Annotated in this window: 5 protein-coding genes and 2 pseudogenes; 2 read left to right on the forward strand and 5 right to left on the reverse strand. The window is 68.0% G+C overall.

Annotated features, from left to right (window positions below; translation table 11 throughout):
- A pseudogene (locus ACTHNC_RS03575) lies at positions 1 to 255 on the forward strand (hypothetical protein); the annotation flags it as partial.
- A gap of 96 nt (positions 256 to 351) precedes the next feature.
- Here ACTHNC_RS03575 and ACTHNC_RS03580 read toward each other — a convergent pair.
- From ACTHNC_RS03580 to ACTHNC_RS03590, 3 genes are all read right to left on the reverse strand, one after another.
- On the reverse strand, positions 352 to 2,940 hold the full coding sequence (locus tag ACTHNC_RS03580; RefSeq protein ID WP_440293225.1) for a PKD domain-containing protein: 2,589 nt from the start codon (positions 2,938 to 2,940) through the stop codon (positions 352 to 354).
- A 62-nt stretch (positions 2,941 to 3,002) separates the two neighbouring features.
- Positions 3,003 to 3,815 (reverse strand): serine hydrolase, encoded by an 813-nt coding sequence (locus ACTHNC_RS03585; RefSeq protein ID WP_440293226.1) that lies wholly within the window; start codon positions 3,813 to 3,815, stop codon positions 3,003 to 3,005.
- A gap of 36 nt (positions 3,816 to 3,851) precedes the next feature.
- Complete coding sequence (locus tag ACTHNC_RS03590; RefSeq protein WP_440293227.1) at positions 3,852 to 4,715, reverse strand: MurR/RpiR family transcriptional regulator; 864 nt, start codon at positions 4,713 to 4,715, stop codon at positions 3,852 to 3,854.
- Positions 4,716 to 4,825: 110 nt separating this feature from the next.
- On the opposite strand from ACTHNC_RS03590, the gene ACTHNC_RS03595 reads away from it, so the two are divergent.
- Positions 4,826 to 5,575 carry a hypothetical protein gene (locus ACTHNC_RS03595; RefSeq protein WP_440293228.1) on the forward strand — a complete coding sequence of 250 codons (750 nt, stop codon included), beginning with the start codon at positions 4,826 to 4,828 and terminating at the stop codon, positions 5,573 to 5,575.
- Positions 5,576 to 5,579: 4 nt separating this feature from the next.
- Here ACTHNC_RS03595 and ACTHNC_RS03600 read toward each other — a convergent pair whose 3' ends face one another.
- On the reverse strand, positions 5,580 to 6,392 hold the full coding sequence (locus ACTHNC_RS03600) for an isocitrate lyase/PEP mutase family protein (protein WP_440293229.1): 813 nt from the start codon (positions 6,390 to 6,392) through the stop codon (positions 5,580 to 5,582).
- Between the two features lie 113 nt (positions 6,393 to 6,505).
- A pseudogene (locus tag ACTHNC_RS03605) lies at positions 6,506 to 7,264 on the reverse strand (DUF222 domain-containing protein); the annotation flags it as partial.
- Between the last annotated feature and the right edge of the window lie 131 nt (positions 7,265 to 7,395).

Consider the following 7,395-nt stretch of genomic DNA (forward strand, 5'->3'; position numbering starts at 1 on the left):
CTGGCCGTGCTCGACCTCGTGGAGCGAGCGGGGATGTCGGCGATCGTCGGCTGCATGATGGAGAGCCACGTCGGCATCGCGGCCGCGAGCGCCGTCGCTGCCGTGATCGACGGACGGTCCGGGTCAGCGACCGCGCACGACCTCGACGCCGGCCTCTGGCTGAGGGAGTCGCCCGTGCTGGGCGGCATCGAGTACGACGGCGAGACCGTGACGATGTCCGCCGAGCCCGGGCTGGGCATCCGCAGGCTGCGCTAGCCGCACAGGCGCTGACGGGAACCCGTTTCACTGACAGAAAACGCGAACATCGACGGACACGGTGCGCATTCTCCGTCAGTGAAACGGGATCTCACCTCAGCTCGCGGAGCCGAGGCACGTGCGCGACGAGCGGGCCGCGGCCGGAACCGCGGTCTCCCCGGTCGGGAGTGCACCGTGCACCGCGTAGTACACGATGTCGGTCGCACGCTCCTGCGTCTGCGACGCGGTCGCCGCCGCACCGTTCATGAACAGGTCGGCTCCCGGCAGCACGTTGAGCAGACGGGTCACGTAGTCGAACGGCGTGCTTCCCGGATCGACGGCGGAAGGGTTCGTCCACCCGCACGTGTTGTACTCGAGCGCGTTCAACGCCGCCTGGCCGACCGCGACCACGAAGTAGTTGCCGGAGAGCGTTGCCGCCCACGCGACCTGGAACGAGGTGGTCACCTGGCTCGCCGGCAGACCGGCTGCGCCCGCCGCGGCCTGCGCAGCGGGCAGGTCCCCCGATCCGGCCGAGTACACGAGCACCCGGTCGGCGAACGTCGCGGGCGTCTTCGGCAGTGCCTGCGTGGTCCACGGACCGCTCGGCGGTGCCGTGTCGCCCGTGGTGTCCATCGCGGGGCCGGACGCCGTGTCGAGGTACACCTGCAGCGGCTGGTGCGCGATCGGCTCGGCTGCGATGCCCGTGACGGCGGTGGCCGTGCCGGGAAGCGCCGCGGTCTGCCAGCCCGAACCGTCGTTGTACGTCACCGCGGGATGCCCGTCGCTACCCAGGTAGGCGACGACCGTTCCGAGCGGCTGGGCCGGTCCGTCCACGAGCGTTCCCGGCGGGTTCGGGAAGTTCCCGATCGGGCCGGACACCGCACTCGGCAGCTCATACGTCGACGCGGAGATGGCGCCGGCGGCGGGGCTTCCGGGGAGCGCCGTGATGTTCCACGCGCCGCGCGACTTCTGAGTCACCTGAACCAAAGCGGGACCGCCGTCACCGCTCACACCAACAGCACCGTTGACGATCACACTCGCGACGCCATCAGGGGTCGTGACCGCCGACAGCGTCGCATCCTTCGATACGCCGACCTTCGAGGGCACCGCCGGCCATTCGCTCCCGGACTGAGAGATCGTCGTGAGCTTGCCGTTGTGACCGATCGCGAACAGCGTCGGTCCGCTCGCCGTCTCGCTCACCGTGAGGGGCGCGGGGTTCACCGCGAAGTCCGTCAGCGTGCTGGTCGACCACGTGCCAGAGCTCTCGCTCGTCTCGTTCAGGTAGCCGTTCGCGTCCACGAAGAACACCTCGGGTCCGGATGCCGTGTACACAGCGACGACGTCGGCTCCTTCGGCGGGCTTGCCCGGCAGGTCCTTGCTCACCCATCCGTTCCCGCCGAGGTACGACTCGGCCAGCGAGCCGTCCTGCGCGCGGTAGTACGCGTGCGGGGTCGTCGCGGAGTTCACCTCGGGGTCGATGTACGACAGCGCGGCGATCGCTCCGCTGGACGCCGGTGTGCCCGCCGCCTGCAGCTCGAGCCAGCTCGCGCCATCCCACACATCCGCCGCGAGACCGTCGCCGGCTCGCACGAACCTGTAGTACGAAACGGGATAGCTGGAGTACCACGTGTCGGTCGACGCCACGGCCGCGACGCTCGCGGACGCGCCCACCACGTTCACGTTCTTCGTGATCGTCGAGATGGTGCCGAAGCTGGAGGTCGCAGTAACCGTGATCGTGTGCATGCCGGGCGTCGCGAACGTGTGCGTCACATCCGCGCCGTTGCTGTTGGTCGCGCGGCCGTCGCCGAACGTCCAGTAGTACCCGGTGATCGAGCCGCCTGCCTCCGTGGCACTGGCGTGATAGACGGCATCCGTGCTCACTACCGCCGTGTCGGGACCCGAGATGGATGCCTGCGGGTTCGCGTGCTGCGCCGCCGTCGGCGGGGAGACGAGCGCCCACACCTCGCCAGAGCTCCACGTCTTGTGCGCGAAGGTCGTCAGGTCGAGCTTGGTGTCGTGCTCGACCTTCACGTTGGTGGAGCTGCTGAAATCGCCGTTGACCATGTCGACGGTGCCGTCGGCGTTCACCGCGACGATCAGTCCCACGTGGTCGGCATAGCGCGCCGGGGATATCGCGCCGGCGTGGAAGAACACGACGGCGTCGCCCACCTGCGGGGTACCGGAGTCCGCCACCGGGTTCTGGCCGTCGTCGAGGGCCCACTGCACGAAGCTGGATGCCGCGGCGTTGACGGTGTTCATGTCCTGCGTCACGCCGGCCTGCTGCCACACCCACTTGGCGAAGTCCGAGCACCAGTTCTCGTTCGAGTTGCGAACGTTGAACGTCGAGTCGTACCCGCAGCCGTTCGAGTTGGCGGAGAACCCGGCAACCATGGTGGTGTACGGGTTGCAGTTGAGGCCGCCGAACCCGGTCACGACCGGGTTGTCTCCTCTGCCGACCTGGCTGAGCGCGATACTGGCGATCTTGTCGCGCAGTGCGCTGTTATCCGCAGTGGATGCCTGCGACGCTGTCGTCGTCGCGACGGCTGCGGTGGCATCTGTGGATGCGGTGTCGGCGAAGGCCGGCTGCGCCAGCGCGAACGTCGCGATCAGCGCCGCGGGCAGTGCCAGTGCGACCCACCGCCCACGCCTCGGTGGTGGAGCAGCTCCGGGCCCGGAGCCGAGATCTGTGTCGTGTGCGTGTGCCACTTTGTCATCCCTCCTTTGGGAGAATCCGGCCCCCCGATGGGCCGGAAAGAAGCTGTGTTCGGTTACCTCGTGTTCGGTTCGATGTCGGCGGTCAGCAGCGCCTGCGCCACCGCTCTGATGACCTCACGTCCCTGCTGCGGCTCGTAGCCGCGGGTACAGATCGCGAGGAAGCACCGGGACCCTGCCGGTCCCACGAAGGCGACGTCGTGTTCGACACCTGGCACGTCGCCCGACTTGGATCCCCAGGGCGTTCCGCTCGGAACGACGGATCCGATGCGCGGATGCTCCTGCGCCTCCAGCACACCGCGCATCCAGTCCGCGTTGGTGCGGGTGGTGAGCCCGCTGCCGACGATGCGGCGAGTGATCGCGGCGAGGTCGGCCGGAGTCGACTCGTTGGTGAGGCCGGAGCGCATCGCGCACGGATCGCCGATCCTGCGCTCCATGCGTGTGTCCTGCGCGCAACAGAGCCGGAACGCCTCGGCGATCGGTGCCCGGCCGAGCCGGTCGAACAGCACGTTGGTCGCTTCGTTCGACGACCGGGTGATCATCATGGCGACCAGGTCGCGGATCGTGGCCCGTTCGCCGTCCGCGGGGAACTCCGGGTCGCTGTCCTCCGGATCGAGACGGAAGGTCTCGGTGACTCCCTCGGCGCCCAGGCACTCGAACTCCCGGTGGCACTCGAGCGTGTCGTCCAGACTCAGCTCGCCCCGCTCCGCCGCGATCACCGCCGCCAGCATCACGCCGAGTTTCACGGTGGATGCCGCATAGAAGACGGTGCGCGCGTTGCGTGATGCGAGCATCCGGCCCTGCTCGTCGAGCATGGCGTACGCGACGACCGGGACACCGTCGCTCGCTCGCGTCACGACGGGACTCATGGCATCCTCCGGCTGCGTGCTTCTTCCACCGCTCGCCTACCGGTCTCCGCGGAGTCGGGTGAGGCTCTCGCGACTCGTCTTCAGTGCTTGGACGCTCGCCTCGTATGTGGTGCGCGCGACGCCGACGAAGATGTAGTCGACGATGGTGAGCTGAGCGATGCGGCTGGCCATCGCGCCGGAGCGGAACGTGGTCTCGCGCACGGAGGTGGTCAGCACGAGGTCGGCGTCGCGGGTGACCGGCGAGTCCGGGACGTTCGTGATCGCAACCGTCGTGGCTCCTCCGGCGCGGGCGACGCGGAGCAGTTCGCAGACCTCGCGGGTCTGGCCGCCGTGCGAGAAGCCGATGACGACGTCGCGCGGTCCCAGCAGCGATGCGGAGCTGACGGCGTCGTGGGCATCCGTGAATCCGAGTGCGATCCGTCCGATGCGCAGCAGCTTCTCCTTGAGATCGCGGGCGCCCATGTTGCTGGCCGCCACTCCGAACGCGACGGTGCGCTGCGCTGCGGCGACGGCGTCGATCACCTTCTGCAGGGTTTCGAGGTCGAGGCTCGCTGCGGTCTCGCGGATGCCGAACAACTCGGACCCGCTGATCTTCGCGACGGTCTCAGCGAGGGTGTCCGTCGGTGCGATGTCGGATCCATAGCTGCTCGCCGCCCCGAGTTGCGCTGTCTCGGCCGCGAGCTCCGCCGCCATCTGCAGCTTGAGTGCGGCGTAGCCGGCGAAACCGAGCGTGCGGGCGAACCGCACGAGCGTCGTCTCCGACGTCTCGCAGAGTCGTGCGAGCTCCGTGATCGTGAGCTCGAGCACGGCCTGTGGCCGAGCGATGATCACCTCGGCGATGCGTTTCATCGAGGGCGGGTAGCCATCCGTCAGCGCTTGAATGCTCGACTGGATGCTCATGGCCGGGCACATCCGCGCGGGATGTCAATGGTTTTCATGTTCGGGCTCACCGATGGCGATGATATCCATCCGCAGCGTGCGAGTCGACCCCTGGTCGTAGCATCGGGAGGATGAAGCGGTCACGTCGTCGCGTCCGGCGGCTCTCGATCGCGCTCTCCGCAGCTGGAGTCGTCGCGCTCTCGCTGACCGGATGCACCGGCGGCCCGGAAGCACCCCCGTTACGCAACAGCACTCAGACCGTCACGCGTGCTCCTGAGCCGACACCGGCATCCTGTCTGGCCTCCGAGCCCGAGGTGCGCGCGACGGGGATGGGCCAGGTCGAGGTGCAGGTACTCGGCACGGGGAGCAAGGTCGTGGTGATCTCGAACCAGAGCGGGCAGGACTTGTGTGGCTGGAAGGCTGTCGCCGAGGCGCTCGTCTCCCGCGGATATGAGGTCGCGCTCTACGACTACGTCGGGGCCGCCGATGAAAACGCGGTCACGATTGCGACCCTGATGCGCGCGCAGGGTGCGACGAAGCTCGCTCTACTCGGAGCATCCCAGGGTGCGAAGGCATCCATCATCGCTGCAACGCGCACGTCGGTCCCGCCCGACGCGCTCGTGGCGCTCTCCGGTGAGCAGTACCTCGAGGGTCAGGATGTCTCCAAGTCGGCCGCGAAGCTCCGGTGCCCCACTCTGTTCGTCACGGCGGACCACGACCCGTTCGACGCGACGTCGGCGAACGAGGAGTTTCAGCGGGTGGCGCCCAAGGGAGTGAGCACGCTCACGGTGGTGCCGGGAACGGATCACGGCATCCAGTTGCTGGGGCATCCGGATGTCTCGGCGCAGGTCTTCGCGTTCCTGCAGGCGCATCTCGGGTGATGGGTCAGCTGACGCCGGTGCGCTCGGCGTACTCCTCGAGTCGGCGCTGAGCCTCGGCGTACGAGGTGGCGGCGGGTGCGAGCCCGCCGGCGCGGATGGTCTCGGCGACTCCGACTGCCGCATCGATGGCCGCGCGGATCGGAAGCGATCCCGTGCTGACACGGCGGATGCCCAATTCGCCGAGCTGAGCGAGCGTCAGCCGGGGCGTGACAAGAACGTTGACCGGCGCAGGGATGCTTGCGGCGAGGGTCTCGAGAAGGTCCGGTTCGGCGGCACCGGGCACGAAGATCCCGTCGGCGCCGGCGTCGAGGTAGGTCTTCGCGCGATCGATCGTCGCGTCTGGAGAGTCATCGATGTGGAACCAGTACGTGTCGACGCGGGCGTTGACGAAGACGCCGGGTGCGGCGCGTTTGATCGCCGCGATCTTCGCTGCGACGAGTGATGGGTCGACCAGTCGGGCGTGCTGTGAGTCCTCGAGGTTGATGCCCGAAACGTCGAGTTCCGCGACGAAGCCGCCGACCTCGCTCGGGTCGTCGCTGTAGCCGTCTTCGATGTCTACGGACACGTAGGCGGGAAGCGCACGGAGCCGATGAACCAGTTCTCGGGTCGCACCCCGGCTCGACCCGGCACCATCGGGTGTGCCTTGCGCGGCGTTCACGCCGAAGCTCGTCGTGCCGACAGCCGCGAAGCCGGCGGCGACGAAGCCGAGCGCCGAGGCGACATCCCACGCGTTCGGCAGCAGCAGTGGCTGCGGACCGGCGTGCAGTTCGGCGAAGCCCTGCCCGGATACTGGATGCGCGTCACTGTCTGGCGTCATGGGGTGATTCTCGCTTGCCGGACGGCCCGCGTCGATCCGCCGAAAGCAGCGAGAGCGCAAGCGCATCGGTTATCGCCCCGAACTCCGCAGTGTATTGCTGATGCCAAGAGCCGTCATTCGCGTAGCTTGGGCCGTGTGAATTCTTGGCCGGTGTCTCGCCAGGTTCCGTGGGGGTCGATCCATCCGGGTGCGCGGACTTGTGGTTTCCCGTTGTGCATGCGGATCGCCCATCCGCCGGTGTCGATGCTCTGATGGTGGTACCAGCACACGGCGGCCCCGTTGCTGGTGTCGGTGGGTCCCCCTCTGGAGTGTTCTTGAACGTGGTGGTATTCGCACCACCCGGCCGGTACCCGGCAGCCGGGGATCACGCACGTTTTGTCGCGGGCGGCGATCGCACGGCGTTGCTGGGCGGTGAAGCAGCGTTCCGGCGCCCACAACGAGAGAATCTTCCCCTTACGGAGGAGGAGTTTCTGGATGCCGCCGGCGCAGGCGAACTGGGTCACCGCCGCCATCGGGATCGGCTCCTCCACCCCGTCGATCCACCCGGCACCACGTCCCTCTACCAGGTCGTGTTGGTCGACGGTGACCAGGACGGTCGGCGCAGCACCACCCATCGACGCCACCTGGGCGGACCGGGCGGCGGCGTCGATCAGGGACGCGAACGCATCATGCCGCCGCTGCGGCGACGAACGATCATCCCAAGCGTCTTCACCCGGTTGATCCCCGTCGAGGAACACCGGCTTCGACTTCGGAGACACCACCGCGGCGAGTGCTTGCTCCAACTTGCCGGAGATCTCCGGCATCAACTCCATCCGATACCGCACCAACCCACCATGGGTGCCCAACCGGGTGAGGGTGCGGTGGGCCTTGACCCTGGTTCTTGGACACGCTGATTCCGGCCTTGTGTCGGGGAAGCGAGATGATCGAAGTCATGTCCAGGAAGAACTACTCGGACGAGTTCCGGCGGCAGGCTGTGGACTTATATGAGTCCACTCCCGGCGCG

Source organism: Humibacter sp., assembly GCF_051954055.1.
GTDB lineage: Bacteria > Actinomycetota > Actinomycetes > Actinomycetales > Microbacteriaceae > Humibacter.